Genomic DNA, 14,342 nt, shown 5'->3' on the forward strand with positions numbered 1-14,342 from the left:
GGGCCGGCGGCGACCGGCCCGGGGGCGGGCGGGTCAGGCGAGGGCCCTGCCGAGCACGTACACCGCCGGTGCCGCCGCCGCGAGCGGCAGGGCCACGCCCGCCGTGAAGTGGACGAACCGGGAGGGATAGTCGTAGGCCGCCACCCGGTGGCCGATCAGCGCGCACACCGCCGCACCGGCGCCGAGCAGCGCACCCGGCGCCCCGAGGTCCGTCGTCGAGCCGACCGCGATCCCCGCCCCGGCCGCCGCGAGCAGCGCGACGACCACGGACGCGGGTGTCGGCAGCGGCAGGGCGCGGGCCACGACGGCGACGGCCACCGCGATCGCGCCGACCCTGACCGCGTCCGCGTCGGCGGCGAGGTATCCGCCGGCGACGATGGCCAGGGCCGCCGCGGCGACGGTCGCCGTCAGGCCGTACATGCGCTCGTCGGGGTCGGCGTGCGAGCGCAGTTGCAGTACCAGGGAGAGCAGGACCCACACCCCGAGCGTGCCGAGGATCGCCGCCGGGGAGCGGTCCGACGCCAGCATCGCCGCGTCGGCGGCGAGCGCGCCCGCGAAGCCCAGCGCGATGCCCTGCCGGGCGGGCCACATGCCGTTCAGGCGGAACCAGCCCGCCGCGGTGACGGCCTGGAGGGCGACGAGCGGAAGGAGGAGGGCGTACGTGCCGAGCGCCGCTCCACCGGCCAGCAGCAGCCCGAGCAGCGCGGTGAGGCCGGCCGGCTGCATCCCCGGGTCGATGATCGGCGAACGCCCCTCCGCGCGGGCGCGCTGCGCGTCGGTGACCCGGGTGTTCCCGGCGAGGGTCGCCGGGCCGTAGCCGGGCCCGCCGGAGGGTTCGGGGGCGGAGGGCGGGGGCGAAGACTCGGGTGCGGGTGCGGGCGTGGGAGTCGCGGAGGGCTCGTACGGTTGCGGCTGGGGCTGGGGCTGGGGCTGGGGAGCGTAGGCCTGCGGCTGTGGCTGGTACTGCTGCGGTTGCGGCTGCGGCTGCACCGTGTAGCCCCCGGGCGCCCCGTACGGCGTGCTCACCGGCTCCTGGTACCCCTGTGGCGTCTGGTGGGGCGGCAGATACGCCGTCTCCTCCGGGGAGAGCGGCGGCTGCACGCTGGTCTCCCAGGTCTGCCCCTGCCACTGCTGCGTGTACTGGGCGGCGTCCGGTTCTTCGTAGCCCTGTGGGGCATGCAGGCTTTGGTACGCCTGCTGCCCTTGGGGCTCTTGATGCGCCGGCCAGGCCGGGGCGTCGTACCCCGCGTGCTGCGCTTGACCCTGACGCCCGTCGTGCCCGTCGTGCCCGTCGTATCCTTCGTATCCCTCGTACGGCTGATTCTGCCCGTACTGCTGATGCGGCTGATGCGGCTGGTGCGGCTGGTGCGGCTGGTTGGTCATCCTCAGCCCCCTGCGAACGGCGGGAGCACCTCGACCGTGCCGCCGTCGGCCAGCCGTACCGTCTCATGCCCGCGCGTGCCCACGGGGTCGCCGTCGACGAGGAACGAGCAGCGCAGCAGCACGCGCGTGAGTTCGCCGGGGTGCCGGTCGCGCACCGCGCCGAGCGCGTCGGCGAGCGTGGCCGCCTCGTACGGCTCCTCGGCCACCCCTGCCGCGGCCTTCGCGGCGGCCCAGTAGCGCACCGTGACCTTTGCCATCTGGATCCTTCGTCGCCGGTGCCGATCGGCGTCCGTGCCGATCGGCGGTGAACACCGTCAGGCTAGCCCGCCCGGGACACGGCCCAGTCGCCGATCCGGCGCAGCAGGTCATCGTCCGACGCGTGCTCGGCGTGGCCCATGCCGGGTTCCAGCCAGAGTTCGCCGTGGTCACCGGCCGCCTCGGCCAGCATCCGGGGGTGGTCGAGGGGAAAGTAGCCGTCCCGGTCGCCGTGCACGACGAGCAGCGGCGTCGGCGCGATCCGCCCCGCCGCCTCCACCGGCGACAGCGGCACCGGGTCCCAGTCCCGGTGGTGGATACGGGTCCGGAGTCCGTAACGGCCGACCAGGCGGCCCGCGGGTCGCATCACCAGCCAGTGCAGCCGGCGCATGGGCGCCGTGCCCCGGTAGTACCAGCGGGCGGGGGAGCTCACCGACACGACGGCGTCCGAGCGGGCGCCGGCGTCGTCGCCCGTGCCGTACAGCGCGGCATGGCGCAGCACCACCGACCCGCCCATGGAGAAACCGACGGTCACCACGCGCGCGTGCCCGAGGCCGCGTGCCCAGGTGACCGCCGCCGCCAGGTCGAGGATCTCGCGGTCGCCGACGGTGGACCGGCCGCCGGACGCGCCGTGGCCCCGGAAGGAGAACGTGACCACGGCTCCGTGGCGCGCGAACGCTGCCGCGATCCTCCGCACGTGCGGCCGGTCGGCGTCGCCCGTGAAGCCGTGCGCGACGACGAACGCCAGGTCGGAGGCTTCATGGCCGCTCGCGCCCGGCTCGTACACGGCGTCGACGCGCACCCCGTCGGCCGCGCGCAGGAAGGTACGTGAAGGCATGCGGCGCGGCGTCCCCCGGGGCGTCTCGGGATGCGGACGAATGGTGGAACGCGCCACATGACCTGCCGGTGGGTTGCTCATGTCGGCTATTCTGCTGGGCAGAGGACTCGGGCAACGTAGCCCCCGGGTCCTTTTGTGCTTTCGGGAGGGTCACTGAGCGGCTGTCGAGCAGTCGCTCAGCGTTCACCTCCCGGATTCGCAGCGGGCCCCACGGGCACGGGGTCCGCACCTGTACGAAGCAGTGCCGTAAACGTCCTCGCAGGGACCGAGGAGGAACCAGACGTTATGGGCGAGCGATCCGTGCACGACCGTAAGACGACCCAGGCAGGTGGGGCGCGATGAGTTCTCTGCTGCTCCTGACCAACGCCCTTCAACCGTCGACGGAGGTGCTCCCCGCCCTCGGCCTGCTGCTGCACAACGTCCGTGTCGCGCCGGCGGAGGGCCCCGCCCTCGTCGACACCCCCGGCGCCGACGTCATCCTCGTCGACGGGCGCCGTGACCTCCCGCAGGTCCGCAGCCTGTGCCAGCTGCTGCGTTCCACCGGGCTCAGCTGTCCGCTCGTCCTCGTCGTCACCGAGGGCGGCCTCGCCGCGGTCACCGCGGACTGGGGCATCGACGACGTACTGCTGGACACCGCGGGCCCGGCGGAGGTCGAGGCCCGGCTGCGGCTGGCCATGGGCCGCCAGTCGATCGTCGGCGACGACTCCCCCATGGAGATCCGCAACGGCGACCTCTCGGTGGACGAGGCGACGTACTCCGCGAAGCTCAAGGGCCGGGTCCTGGACCTGACCTTCAAGGAGTTCGAGCTGCTGAAGTACCTCGCCCAGCACCCGGGCCGGGTCTTCACCCGTGCCCAGCTCCTCCAGGAGGTCTGGGGCTACGACTACTTCGGCGGCACCCGCACGGTCGACGTGCACGTACGGCGGCTGCGCGCCAAGCTCGGCCCCGAACACGAGTCGCTGATCGGCACCGTCCGCAACGTCGGCTACCGCTTCGTCACCCCGGAGAAGCCGGACAGGGCGGAGAAGCCGGAGAAGCCGGAGAATTCGCAGCGCGTGGCGGCGGACGCCGAGGCGAAGGCCGGGGCCCGGTCTCAGGCGCCGGCGGACACCGGTGCGGCGGCGACGTCAACCAAGGCGTGATACGCCCTGCCCAGGGCGGATCCATCCGCGTAGACTCCGCGCGTGGCCAAGGTGACTCGGGATGACGTGGCGCGGCTGGCGGGGACTTCCACCGCCGTCGTCAGCTACGTCATCAACAACGGACCCCGGCCGGTCGCCCCGGCCACGCGCGAGCGTGTACTCGCCGCGATCAAGGAGCTGGGGTACCGGCCGGACCGGGTCGCCCAGGCGATGGCGTCGCGGCGCACGGACCTCATAGGCCTGATCGTGCCGGACGCGCGCCAGCCCTTCTTCGCGGAGATGGCGCACGCGGTCGAGTGGGCCGCCTCCGAGCGCGGCAAGATGGTCCTCGTCGGCAACTCCGACTACGTCGGCGAGCGCGAGGTCCACTACCTGCGTGCCTTCCTCGGCATGCGCGTCTCCGGCCTGATCCTGGTCAGCCACGCCCTGAACGACCTGGCCGCCGCCGAGATCGACGCCTGGGACGCCCGGGTCGTCCTGCTGCACGAACGCCCCGAGGCCATCGACGACGTCGCCGTCGTCACCGACGACCTGGGCGGCGCCCAGCTCGCCGTCCGCCACCTGCTGGAGCACGGTTACGAGTACGTCGCCTGTATGGGCGGCACCGCCGAGACCCCGTCCGTCGGCGACCCGGTCTCCGACCACGTCGAGGGCTGGAATCGCGCGATGAAGGAGGCCGGGCTCTCCACCGAGGGCCGGCTCTTCGAGGCGCCCTACAACCGCTACGACGCGTACCGAGTGGGTCTGGACCTCCTTTCCGGCCCGCAGCGCCCGCCCGCGATCTTCTGCTCCACCGACGACCAGGCGATCGGCCTGCTGCGCGCGGCCCGCGAGCTGCGCATCGACGTGCCCGGCGAGCTGGCGGTGGCCGGCTTCGACGACATCAAGGAGGCCGACCTGGCGGACCCGCCGCTGACGACGGTCGCCTCGGACCGGTCGGCGATGGCCCGGGAGGCCGTGGACCTGGTCCTGGACGACGGCCTGCGGGTGGCGGGCTCACGGCGTGAGCGGCTGAAGGTCTTCCCGTCGCGTCTGGTCGTCCGGCAGTCCTGCGGCTGCGAGTAGCGTCACCGCGGGGCGTGTCACCGCGGGTGGCGTCACCGCGGGCTTTATATCGGGCATACGAGGTTCTGCCGGGCTTCTCAGGCAGCACTCAGGCCGCTCTCATACGCGGGCGGGAAGCTCATGAACATGACCGAGAGCCTCCGCCACAACGGCGAGTACGAGCACGCGAACCCGTACCAGGGACCCCACCAGCACGCCTCCTCTCCCGTCAATCCCGAGTGGCCGCCCCCGCCCGCGCAACCGCCCGCCGCCTCCTTCCAGGACGGGCAGCCCGAGCAGCCGCGCAGGAAGCGTGCGGCCCGGCGCGGCCCCGTCGCCCTGCTCGCTGCCGTGGCGATCGTCGCGGCGGCCGTCGGCGGCGGCACCGCGTACGGCATCCAGGAGCTGACCGGAACCGACACCGTCGCCTCCAGCGCCACCAGCACCAGCGTGGTGCCCTCCAGCCAGAAGGGCACGGTCGCCGGGGTGGCCCGGTCGGTCAGCCCGAGCATCGTCGAGATCAGCGCCACCTCGAACGCCGGCTCCGCCACCGGTTCCGGCGTGATCATCACCGGCGACGGCGAGATCGTCACCAACAACCACGTCGTCTCCGGCGCCACCTCCGTCAAGGTCACGACCAGCGACGGCAAGCAGTACACCGCCCAGGTCGTCGGCACCGACAGCAGCAAGGACCTCGCGCTGATCAAGCTGGAGAACGCCTCCGGCCTGCAGACCGCGACCCTCGGCGACTCCGACGGCCTGAAGGTCGGCCAGCAGGTCGTGGCGATCGGCTCCCCCGAGGGTCTGACCGGCACCGTGACCAGCGGCATCGTCTCGGCCCTCGACCGTGACGTGACCGTGTCGACCGACGAGGGCCAGCAGCAACAGCGGCAGCGGCAGGGCGGCGAGTGGCCGTTCGAGTTCGGTGGTCAGGAGTTCAACGGCGACACCGGCTCGTCCACGACGACGTACAAGGCGATCCAGACCGACGCGTCCCTCAACCCGGGCAACTCCGGCGGCGCGCTGATCGACATGAACGGCAACATCATCGGCATCAACTCCGCGATGTACTCGTCGGCCGAATCCTCCGCCGGTGCGGGCAGCGTCGGCCTCGGCTTCGCCATCCCGGTCAACACGGTCAAGGCCGACCTGCCCGAGCTGCGAGCGGGCGCCGACGGCTGAGCGCGGACGGCCGACCGAGACCGGTGCGGACATGCGACGCTGAAGGCGTTGGCAGCCGTACCCGACACCGCATCCGAGGAATCCGAGCCCATGAGCCCCGCAGAAGGCGACCGCGACCGTGACACCCAGCGCATCCTGATCGTCGACGACGAGCCGGCCGTCCGCGAAGCCCTCCAGCGCAGCCTCGCCTTCGAGGGGTACGACACCGAGGTCGCCGTCGACGGCGCGGACGCCCTGGACAAGGCGGCGGCCTACCGGCCCGACCTGGTCGTCCTCGACATCCAGATGCCCCGCATGGACGGCCTCACCGCCGCCCGCCGGATCCGCGGCGCGGGCGACCTGACCCCGATCCTGATGCTGACGGCCCGCGACACGGTCGGCGACCGGGTGACCGGCCTGGACGCCGGCGCCGACGACTACCTGGTCAAGCCCTTCGAACTGGACGAACTCTTCGCCCGCATCCGCGCCCTGCTGCGCCGCAGCTCGTACGCGGCGGCGGTGGAGGCCTCCGCCGGCAACGAGGACACCCTCACCTTCGCCGACCTGACCATGGACCTGGCGACGCGGGAGGTCGTGCGGGCCGGACGGCCGGTGGAGCTGACCCGCACCGAGTTCACCCTCCTCGAGATGTTCATGGCGCACCCGCGCCAGGTCCTCACCCGGGAGCAGATCCTGAAGGCGGTCTGGGGCTTCGACTTCGAGCCGTCGTCCAACTCCCTCGACGTGTACGTCATGTACCTGCGCCGCAAGACCGAGGCGGCCGGCGAACCGCGCCTCGTCCACACGGTCCGCGGCGTGGGCTACGTCCTGCGGCAGGGCGGCGCGGAGTGAGACGGCTGGTCCGCCGTTTCCGGGCACTGCCGCTGCGCTCGCGCCTGGCACTGCTGGTGGCCGCGGCGGTGGCCTTCGCCGTGACGGCGGCGGCGGTGGCGTGCTGGTTCGTGGTGAAGAGCGTGCTGGTCAGCTCGCTGGACGAGGCCCTGAAGGCGAACCGCATGGACGGGCGGCAGGTGAGCCAGTACGTCAACCTGCAAACCGGCCTGTGCGCCCACGACCCCGTCACCCACGAGCAGAACCCCTTCGGCTCCTCCGTTCAGCTCGTGGACCGCAAGGGCGGCAGCTGCCTCATCATCGGCACGGAGGAGGTCCCGCTCACCGACGCCGACCACGCCGTGGCCGAGGGCACGGCCTCCGACGCGCTGCACGACGCCACGGGGTCCGACGGCACCCAGTACCGCGTCTTCACCTACACCGTGCCCAACCTCCAGGGCGTCGCCGTCTCCGCCGCCCGGCCGCTGGGCGAGGTGAACAGTTCCCTCAGCAATCTCGCGCTGGTGCTCGTCTTCGTCGCGGGCGCGGGAGTCGTCGGCGCCGGTGCCGCCGGCCTCTGGGTGGCCCGGACCGGCCTGCGCCCCGTCGACGAACTCACCCGCGCCGTCGAACACGTCGCCCGCACCGAGGATCTCACCGTCCGCATCCCCGTCGAGGACGACAGCGAGGACGAGATCGCCCGCCTCTCCCGCTCCTTCAACAGCATGACCTCGTCCCTGGCCAGCTCCCGCGACCTGCAACAGCAGCTCATCGCCGACGCCGGCCACGAACTGCGCACCCCCCTCACCTCCCTGCGCACCAACATCGAACTCCTCACCCGCAGCGAGGAGACCGGCCGCCCGATCCCGGAGGCCGACCGCAAGGCGCTCCTCGCCTCGGTGAAGGCCCAGATGACGGAACTGGCCGCTCTGATCGGCGACCTCCAGGAACTCTCCCGCCCCGACACCGGCCAGCACGAGGGCCGCACCCGCATCCTCGCCTGGCACGACGTCGTCGAGTCGGCCCTGCGCCGGGCCCGCCTGCGCGGCCCCGAGTTGACCATCACGGCCGATGTCCAGCCTTGGTACGTACGGGCGGAGCCGGCCGCACTGGAACGCGCGGTGGTCAACATCCTGGACAACGCGGTGAAGTTCAGCCCGGTGTCCGGCACCGTCGACGTACGCCTCGCCGACGGCGTCCTCACCGTCCGCGACCACGGCCCCGGCATCCCCGCCGACGAACTCCCCCACGTCTTCGACCGCTTCTGGCGCTCCCCGTCGGCCCGCGCCCTGCCCGGCTCGGGCCTCGGCCTGTCGATCGTGGCCCGCACGGTGCAACAGGCGGGCGGCGAGGTGGATCTGACCCCGGCGGAGGGCGGCGGCACGACCGCGACGCTGCGGCTGCCGGGGGCGCCCACGCCGCCACCCGACGTGCCGTAGGGACCGGCCCGGCGGGCGGCAGCCTGGGGGTACGAGCTACCGCGCCTCTGCTTCACGTGGCTCTTCATCCCCGCCACGAAGGTCACCCCCGAGGCCGCCCCGAAGACCAGCACCCGACCGTCCGGCACCGACCAGCAGGTCGCCGGACCGTGCGGAGCAGCGGGAAGGGGCCCGGTATCCGTCGTCGGCGGCACGCGGCCGTCGGACGTACCGGGCCCCTCCTCGGAGCCGGCGATCGCCTACTTGACGATCGTGATGCGGTCCGCCGCCGGCGGCGCGATCGGGGCGGTCGCGGACGAGTTGGCCGTCAGGTACTGCTCCAGTGCCGTCAGGTCGTCCGTGCCGACGAGTTCGTTCGCGCCCTCGCCCAGGGTCGGGAAGCCGTCGCCGCCGCCCGCGAGGAAGCTGTTGGACGCGACGCGGTAGGTGGCGTTCTCGTCGATCGGGGAGCCGTTGAGGCGGATGGAGTCCGTGACGACCCGGTCCGCGCCCGACTTGGTCAGGTCCAGGGTGTAGGTGAGTCCGGACGAGACCTGGAGGATCTTCGGGGCCGCCTCGTTCGGGCCGCTCACCTGCTCCTTGAGGACCTGGATCAGCTGGGCGCCGGTGTAGTCCTTGAGGTTCACCGTGTTGGCGAAGGGCTGGACCGTGAAGCCCTCGGCGTACGTGACGACGCCGTCGCCCTCACCGCCCGTGGAGGTGTAGGTGAGGGGCGCGCGGATGCCGCCGGGGTTCATCAGGGCCAGGTCGGTCTCCGAGTCCTGGGTCCTGCCGTAGGCCAGTTGCGCGTCGGCGATCAGGTCGCCGAGCGGGGACTCGGTGCCGTCGCGGTTGATGTCGCCGGAGATGTAGCCGATGGGGCGGTTGCCGATCGGGGCGGCGAGGGTGCTCCACTTGTCGATCAGGCGGGTCATGTCCGGCGCCTTCGGGACGTCCCGCGTCACCACGTGGTTCGCCGACTTCACGGCCGTACGGGCGATGTCGCCGGTCGCACGGTCGTACGTCAGCGTCGTGTCCGTGTACAGGCGGCCGAAGGACGCGGCCGACGTGACCATGCGGGGCTTGCCCGCCGGGTCGGGGATCGTGCAGACGTACGCCGCGTGGGTGTGGCCGGTGACCAGCGCGTCGACCTGGGGCGTCACGTTCTCGGCGATGTCGGCGATCGGGCCGGAGATGCCGTCGCCGGCGCCCGGGGAGTCGCAGTCGTAGTTGTAGGCGGACGAGGCCGGGAAGCCGCCCTCGTGGACCAGTGCGACGATCGACTTCACGCCCTGGCGCTGGAGCACCTTCGCGTACTTGTTGATCGTCTCGACCTCGTCCTTGAAGGAGAGGCCCTTGACGCCCTCCGCCGAGACGATGTCCGGGGTGCCCTCCAGGGTCACGCCGATGAAGCCGACCTTGACGCCCTTCTGCTTCCACACCCAGTAGGGCTTCAGGATGGGCTTCTTCGTCTTCTCGTCCAGGACGTTGGCCGCCAGGTACGGGAAGTCGGCGCCCTCGAACTCCTTGTCCGCGTAGCAGCCCTCGGTGGGGTGGCAGCCGCCGTTCTGGAGGCGGGCCAGCTCCTTGGCACCCTCGTCGAACTCGTGGTTGCCGACGCTCGTCACGTCCAGGTCGAGCTTGTTCAGCGCCTCGACGGTCGGCTCGTCGTGGAAGAGGCCGGAGAGGAGGGGGGACGCGCCCACCATGTCGCCGCCGGCCGCGGTGATGGAGTAGCGGTTGCCCTCGCGGGCCTCGCGGAGGTGGGTGGCGAGGTACTCGATGCCGCCCGCGTCGACCGTCTTCGTCGTGCCGTCCGGCTGGAGTTCGGTGACCCGGCCGGAGGAGCCGGCCGGGGGCTCCAGGTTGCCGTGCAGGTCGTTGAAGGAGAGGAGCTGGACGTCCTGGTAGCGGCCGTGGCCATGACCGTGGCCGTGGCCGCCGTTGCCGCGGTGGCTCTCGCCCGCGTTCGCCGACGCCGGAAGCGCCGCGGCGGCGAGCGCGCCGGCGGTGACGACCGTGGCGGCGACGGCGAGAAGGCGGTTCGTACGGCGTCTGCGGCGCGGTTGGTGCGACTGTGCTGTGGCTGGCATGCGCCCCCCTGTGGGTGTGCGTGAGCGCGAGCCGCTGAGGAGACGGCTCGTCGGCGCAGCAGCCTAGGGTCAACGCGCGTAGCGCGACAGGGGGTGACGGGTTACATCCTGATGTACCTCCGCGGCGGCCCAACCTTCCCGGCTGCCGCCGCTTTGCCGCACCCGCCCCTTACCCTCGTACGCATGACCAGCGACGACACCGTGCAGCCCGGCCGCCCCCGTTCGATCGAGACCCTCGCCGAACTCACCCCCGAGCAGACCGACGCCGTCCTCGCCCTGCTCGCCGAAGCCGCCCGGAACGACGGGCAGCAGGCCGTGTCCGAGCAGGGACGGCTGCACCTGCGCGGCCCCGCACGCGAGGGCATCGCGCACCTGCTGCTCAGTGTGAACGGCGGCGAACTCGTCGGCTACGCCCAATTGGAGGGCACCGACCCGATCGAGCCCCCGGCCGCCGAGCTGGTCGTCCACCCCTCGCACCGGGGACAGGGACACGGACGGGCGCTGGGCTCCGCGCTGCTCGCCGCCTCCGGCAAGCGGCTGCGGGTCTGGGCGCACGGCGGCCACTCGGCCGCCCGGCACCTCGCGCAGGTACTGGGCCTCACGCTCTTCCGCGAACTGCGGCAGATGCGCCGCCCGTTGGCCGGCCTGGAGCTGCCGGACCCGCGCCTGCCCGAGGGCGTGACCGTGCGGACCTTCGTGCCGGGGCAGGACGACGCCGCCTGGCTCGCGGTGAACGCCGCCGCCTTCGCGCACCACCCCGAACAGGGCTCCCTCACCCAGCGGGACCTCGACGACCGCAAGGCCGAGGCGTGGTTCGATCCGGCGGGGTTCTTCCTGGCCGAGCGGGACGGCGAGCTGATCGGCTTCCACTGGACCAAGGTGCACGCCGAGGAGCGGCTCGGTGAGGTGTACGTCCTGGGCATCCGCCCCGACACCCAGGGCGGCGGCCTCGGCAAGGCCCTGACCACGATCGGCCTGCGGCACCTGGCGGAGCGGGGACTGCCCACCGCCATGCTGTACGTCGACGCCGACAACAAGGCCGCGGTGTCCGTCTACGAGCGACTGGGCTTCGTCACCCACGAGACGGACCTGATGTACCGCACGGAGACGTGAGACGACCCGGTTCTAAGCCACTCCGCCGGCCCCGCCCGGCCGCTTCCCCCGCCACCGCCCCAGCGGCTCCGGCCCGCACGCCCCCCACACCACGACCGCCGCCGCCAGCACCACCGCCCACCGGTCGTGCGCCGCCGGCCACCGCGGGTCGTCGGGCGTCACGAACAGCGCCCAGCTCTCCGGCGCCAGCAGGGGCGTGAGGACCGCGGCGAGCAGCAGGGCCGCCGCGATGGACGGGCCCGGGCGTGCCTCGTCCGTCAGCCGTACCGCCGTCGCGGCACCGGCGAGGGCCAGTGCGCCCAGTACCGCCGCCTCCAGGGTGATGCCACCGGCCGGGGGCCGGGACGCCGAGGGGGCGAGCAGCAGTACGGCCGTCCACCACAGCGCGGCGAGCGGTGCGACCAGCACCGCCCGCAGCAGCTGCCGCGGCGGGCGCCGGGTCGGGACGGGGGTGGTGAGGTCCCGGGCCGGGTCGTCCAGCAGGAAGGCCAGGCCGAGCGCGCCGGTCAGGGCGACGCCCCGCAGGAGGGTGAGCGTCTGCCAGGGATCCGGCTCCGCGCCGGTGGCGACCGGCGTCGCGGCGAGCAGCAGCCCGAGGGAGCCGGCCGCCGCCAGGGCCCGCCACGGCAGCGTGCGCCAGACCGGGCGGACCAGTGCCGGTGTCACTCCTCGCACGAGTCCTCCTTCTCCGGCCCGGCCACGCCCAGCAGTTCGGCGGCGCGGGCGGTGGTGACGCCCGGCGAGGTCAACTCGTCCCAGTGCTCCTTCACCCGCTCACCGACACCGCCGGGCGGGTCCTCCAGCAGGCGCCGTACGACGTCCGTCTGCCCCTCCGTCATGGACAGCGGGTCGGTGGGCGACAGGACGATCGCGGAGCCCTTCACGCTGTCGTCGAGGCGGACCCGGCGCAGGGCGTTCACCGGGTCGTCCTGCCAGCTCAGGGACAGCCACATGAGGGTGACCATCCGCCCGTCGCAGATCTCACTCGCCGCCTCCTCGGTGCCCGCGACGAGGACGGCGGCGACGGCGCTGGAGAACTCCGGGACCCGGTTGCCGCCCCAGGCGGTACCCACGGTCACCTGGTGGGCGTCGGTCAGCGCGGGGATCGCGGCGTCGCCCTCCAGCCCGTACCGGGCGTCGATCCGCTGCCGTACGACGAGCCGACGGTCGTGCGCGGATCCGCCCGTGAGGGACTGGACCCGGTCCACGATCCCGGCCCAGGTGCCGGTGCGGGGACCCCACTCGGGGAAGGCGCAGTACGACGACCGGCCGTGCTCGACACAGGTCAGCCCGGGGCGCACCGAGGCGCGCTCACGGGCCGCGGTCAGCTCCGGCGACGGTGCCGCGCCCCCGGCCTGCATGACGCCGCCCGTCACCGCCAGCGCGAGAGTCAGGACGGTGCCCGCCCGCACGGCGAAATTCCGCGCGCCGGCGACGAGTACCGCCAGGAAGGCCGCGCACAGGGCCGCGCCCGCCAGGTACAGGGCGTGCCACGCGGCGGGCCGTCCCAGCAGGTCGGAGGGCAGGGTGTCGGTGCTGGTCCCGGTGACGACCGGCACCAGCCAGGACAGCCCGCCCGAGCCGCCCGGCGCGGTGCCGAGGACGAGCGTGACCAGCAGCAGGACCACCGCCAGCGGCGCGGCGAGCACCGACCGGCCCACCCGGGCCAGCAGTACCCCGAGCATCCCGAACAGCAGCACCGTCAGCGGCCCGACGAGCAGCTCGGCCGGCGAACCGTGCCCGATCGCCCCCGGCTTGAGCGCCTCCCAGGTGAACTGCCCGCCCACGCACACCGCGGTGAGCAGGACGGCCGGTACGACGGACAGCACGTGCGCCACCGTACGGCGCCAGGGCGCGAGCACCAGCACCGCGAAGTGGTCCTCGGTACCGTGCCGTCCGGAGCGCAGGACGGCGAAGCCGGCGGACAGCAGGACGGCGAGGCCGACGAGCATCGGCATGCTCTGGGTGGCGCGGTCGACGTCCTGCAACGCCGGATAGCCGTCCCAGGAACTCCGCGTACGCCAGACGATCCACGCGACGTACGCCACGAAGGCGATCACGACGGGGACGCTCAGCAGCAGCCTGCGCGCCTCGAACAGGGCCAGGGCGAACACGGCCCGGCCACCGCCGCGCGGCCCGGTCCCCACGGTGGGCGGGGCATCCGTCACCACGGTGCTCACGCGGTCACCTCCGCGTCGGCACCGTCGAGGGCGAGGAGGTAGCCGTCCTCCAGGGTGGGCTCGGCCGGCTCCGCCCCGGCGGGCGGGTCGCCCACGTTCCGGAAGGCCCCGGTCCCGGTACGCCACCCGGCCTTCGCGCCCGGGTCCCGCTCCCGGCTGCTCCACACCCGCCCGGCGGCCCGCGCGGTCAGCTCGGCCGGGCTCCCGTCGAACCGCACCGCCCCGCCGGCCATGACGACCACCCGGTGGCAGAGCATCGCCACGTCCTCCGTCTGGTGGGTGGACAGCAGCACGGTCCGCCCCTCCCCCGTCCCCGCGATCAGCTCCCGGAACCGCATCCGCTGTTCGGGATCCAGCCCGACGGTCGGCTCGTCGAGCACCAGGAACCCCGGATCACCCACCAACGCCGCCGCCAGCGCGACCCGCTGCCGCATCCCCCCGGACAGCTTCTTGATCTTCCGCCCGCGCACGTCTGCCAGGTCCACCTCCGCCAGCACCCGCCGCACCTCACGGTGCCGGGCGGGACGGTCCGCCAGCTCCTTCAGGATCGCCACGTAGTCGACGAACTCGAAGGCGGTGAAGTCCGGATGGAAGCCGGGCGTCTGCGGCAGGTACCCGAGCCGTCGCCGCACCTCCTGCCGCCCGCTCGCGGTCCCCGGATCGTGCCCGAGCACGGTGAAGGCCCCCCGGTCGGCGGGCACGGCGGTGGCGAGCACGCGCAACAGCGTGGTCTTGCCCGCCCCATTGGGTCCGAGCAGCCCGGTGACACCCGGGGTCAGCCGCAACGACACGTCGTCCAGGGCACGGGTACTGCCGTAGTGAAGGCTGAGCCCGGAGGCGGAAACGGTGGGGTGGTTCATACGACACTCCCGTACAAGTACAAG

General features: G+C 73.1%; 13 protein-coding genes. 6 read left to right on the forward strand and 7 right to left on the reverse strand.

Going from position 1 to position 14,342, the window contains the following annotated elements:
* Positions 1 to 33: 33 nt before the first annotated feature.
* The 3 genes from ACZ4V1_RS16395 to ACZ4V1_RS16405 all read right to left on the reverse strand — a co-directional run bounded on the left by ACZ4V1_RS16395 (position 34) and on the right by ACZ4V1_RS16405 (position 2,557).
* A complete protein-coding gene (locus tag ACZ4V1_RS16395; protein WP_468335573.1) occupies positions 34 to 1,383 on the reverse strand; it encodes a hypothetical protein in 1,350 nt (449 codons plus the stop codon).
* A gap of 2 nt (positions 1,384 to 1,385) precedes the next feature.
* Positions 1,386 to 1,640 carry a MoaD/ThiS family protein gene (locus ACZ4V1_RS16400; RefSeq protein ID WP_468335576.1) on the reverse strand — a complete coding sequence of 85 codons (255 nt, stop codon included), beginning with the start codon at positions 1,638 to 1,640 and terminating at the stop codon, positions 1,386 to 1,388.
* A gap of 62 nt (positions 1,641 to 1,702) precedes the next feature.
* The gene (locus tag ACZ4V1_RS16405) at positions 1,703 to 2,557 is read right to left on the reverse strand and encodes an alpha/beta hydrolase (RefSeq protein ID WP_468335578.1); all 855 of its coding nucleotides are present in this window, start codon (positions 2,555 to 2,557) and stop codon (positions 1,703 to 1,705) included.
* 257 nt (positions 2,558 to 2,814) lie between these two features.
* Here ACZ4V1_RS16405 and ACZ4V1_RS16410 point away from each other — a divergent pair, with 257 nt between their 5' ends.
* The 5 genes from ACZ4V1_RS16410 to ACZ4V1_RS16430 all read left to right on the forward strand — a co-directional run bounded on the left by ACZ4V1_RS16410 (position 2,815) and on the right by ACZ4V1_RS16430 (position 8,093).
* Positions 2,815 to 3,618: a winged helix-turn-helix transcriptional regulator gene (locus ACZ4V1_RS16410; RefSeq protein ID WP_468335581.1), complete on the forward strand. Its 804-nt coding sequence runs from the start codon at positions 2,815 to 2,817 to the stop codon at positions 3,616 to 3,618.
* A 42-nt stretch (positions 3,619 to 3,660) separates the two neighbouring features.
* Complete coding sequence (locus ACZ4V1_RS16415; RefSeq protein ID WP_468335583.1) at positions 3,661 to 4,683, forward strand: LacI family DNA-binding transcriptional regulator; 1,023 nt, start codon at positions 3,661 to 3,663, stop codon at positions 4,681 to 4,683.
* Positions 4,684 to 4,803: 120 nt separating this feature from the next.
* Positions 4,804 to 5,844, forward strand: coding sequence for a S1C family serine protease (locus ACZ4V1_RS16420; protein ID WP_468335585.1), 1,041 nt, complete (start codon positions 4,804 to 4,806; stop codon positions 5,842 to 5,844).
* 90 nt (positions 5,845 to 5,934) lie between these two features.
* Complete coding sequence (locus tag ACZ4V1_RS16425; RefSeq protein WP_468335587.1) at positions 5,935 to 6,675, forward strand: response regulator transcription factor; 741 nt, start codon at positions 5,935 to 5,937, stop codon at positions 6,673 to 6,675.
* Positions 6,672 to 8,093: a sensor histidine kinase gene (locus ACZ4V1_RS16430; protein ID WP_468335589.1), complete on the forward strand. Its 1,422-nt coding sequence runs from the start codon at positions 6,672 to 6,674 to the stop codon at positions 8,091 to 8,093. The genes ACZ4V1_RS16425 and ACZ4V1_RS16430 overlap by 4 nt, the downstream gene beginning before the upstream one ends.
* 239 nt (positions 8,094 to 8,332) lie before the next feature.
* On the opposite strand, the gene ACZ4V1_RS16435 is transcribed toward ACZ4V1_RS16430, so the two are convergent.
* Complete coding sequence (locus ACZ4V1_RS16435) at positions 8,333 to 10,165, reverse strand: bifunctional metallophosphatase/5'-nucleotidase (RefSeq protein ID WP_468335592.1); 1,833 nt, start codon at positions 10,163 to 10,165, stop codon at positions 8,333 to 8,335.
* A gap of 183 nt (positions 10,166 to 10,348) precedes the next feature.
* On the opposite strand from ACZ4V1_RS16435, the gene mshD reads away from it, so the two are divergent.
* Positions 10,349 to 11,278: a mycothiol synthase gene (gene mshD, locus ACZ4V1_RS16440; protein ID WP_468335595.1), complete on the forward strand. Its 930-nt coding sequence runs from the start codon at positions 10,349 to 10,351 to the stop codon at positions 11,276 to 11,278.
* Between the two features lie 12 nt (positions 11,279 to 11,290).
* Here the strand turns inward: mshD and ACZ4V1_RS16445 are convergent, their stop codons facing one another.
* Genes ACZ4V1_RS16445 through ACZ4V1_RS16455 form a run of 3 tightly spaced genes read right to left on the reverse strand, consistent with a single transcriptional unit; the run spans position 11,291 to position 14,318 of the window.
* Positions 11,291 to 11,953 (reverse strand): ABC transporter, encoded by a 663-nt coding sequence (locus tag ACZ4V1_RS16445; RefSeq protein ID WP_468335598.1) that lies wholly within the window; start codon positions 11,951 to 11,953, stop codon positions 11,291 to 11,293.
* Positions 11,941 to 13,458 (reverse strand): ABC transporter permease, encoded by a 1,518-nt coding sequence (locus ACZ4V1_RS16450; RefSeq protein WP_468335601.1) that lies wholly within the window; start codon positions 13,456 to 13,458, stop codon positions 11,941 to 11,943. The genes ACZ4V1_RS16445 and ACZ4V1_RS16450 overlap by 13 nt, the downstream gene beginning before the upstream one ends.
* On the reverse strand, positions 13,455 to 14,318 hold the full coding sequence (locus ACZ4V1_RS16455) for an ABC transporter ATP-binding protein (RefSeq protein WP_468335604.1): 864 nt from the start codon (positions 14,316 to 14,318) through the stop codon (positions 13,455 to 13,457). Before ACZ4V1_RS16455 ends, ACZ4V1_RS16450 begins: the two co-directional genes overlap by 4 nt.
* Between the last annotated feature and the right edge of the window lie 24 nt (positions 14,319 to 14,342).

Source organism: Streptomyces sp. NPDC028991 (assembly GCF_055564775.1).